Here is a 1,350-nt window from a genome sequence, read left to right on the forward strand (position 1 = left end):
TCACCATTCTGATCAAAAACGAACAGAGTAGTCTGGTCTACGTCACCCTTAACAGTAATATCTTTGTTATCGGAATAAGCTTTCAGTACAACAGAGAAAGGAGCCTCGGTCTGAGAATCAGCGTTTTCGATTACGCTTTCATCAATACCCGAGTAAGAAGAATCGCTATCAGCGGAACAACTAGTGAAAGAAATTGCTGCCATCAGTGTGCAAATAATAAACAAACAATTTGTGAAAATTCTACCCTTTTTCATGACCTTAATTTTTTATATGCTTAAATTACCCTATACTGTCCGAGAGATTTTTTATCCGGTTAAGACCCTCATCAAAACCTTTTGTCTCTCGTTGACATTGCAAATATAGATACAAAAACGATATGATTATCAAATATATTGACAATAAAAGTTAAAACAATCAAGGAAGTTGCTGAAAGTATCACATTGAGTGGTGTAAAACTATCAAAAGGTGGTAAAAGCATCATTTTATACTCTTAAAATGAAAATGTATCAGATTAAAATATATTGGATGGCGTGATATGAATACATGTTATATGATAGGAATACAACCTGTGTGGGGCGGGGATTTGTTGATTTGGCGATGGCGTTGTTGGTTTTTCTATATAATAATGTGTATATCTGTTTTTTGGGGGGGATATTTCTATTATTATCAAAAGTGAACTATCCTGTCCCCGTGCTTGACACGGGGCCGCAAGAGAACTGGCGGTATCAAAAGATATTATAGGAAACGGTCTGTGTCTTTGCGATCCCGTGTCAAGCACGGGAACGGGATAGCTCAATTCTTTCTAATATCTCTTCTTTTGGTGGGGATGGATTGAATGATATGGATTGGTTATTTTAAGAAGGGTGGTAAATCTGTCATGTGTGATATATTTACCGCTGTTGTTGATGTAAGTGTGGTAAATCAATGCTAATGTTGTAAAAATTAACATATGTATTACTCTTACAAGGGGTGGTAAGGCTATCACGGAGAATCGCATATATGAAAAAAAGCGGCGCACACGCGGAACAATCCGGATGTACGCCTTTATGCATATAAAAAATTGAGGGTCAAATTTTAACCAATTGTAACATGCGTGATAACTGTATCCCAGTCAGCAACAACAATATTGCAATTATTTTTTGAGAGGTCAAAAGTGATTTCTGACTGTTCTCCTTCGTTTACAGACACTTTCTCTAAATTTTTGACATTTTTTGAAGAAAGGATCATGTTATCGTCTTTGTAAAGCTCTATAGTCACGTCGGAAGCCGGTAAAATAGCTGTGTTGTCAGCAATAACATTACCTTTTGCGTCCATGGTTGCAGGGATGATATATTCAATTTCTTCGCCTGT

At 36.7% G+C, this 1,350-nt stretch carries 2 pseudogenes; both read right to left on the bottom strand.

Annotation, left to right across the window (positions count from 1 at the left end):
- Positions 1-254 (bottom strand): annotated as a pseudogene (locus DWW91_RS27475) (hypothetical protein); the annotation flags it as partial.
- Between the two features lie 820 nt (positions 255-1,074).
- Positions 1,075-1,350, bottom strand: a pseudogene (locus tag DWW91_RS27480) (hypothetical protein); the annotation flags it as partial.

It is taken from the genome of Parabacteroides sp. AF17-3 (assembly GCF_003635445.1).
Lineage (GTDB): Bacteria > Bacteroidota > Bacteroidia > Bacteroidales > Tannerellaceae > Parabacteroides > Parabacteroides goldsteinii.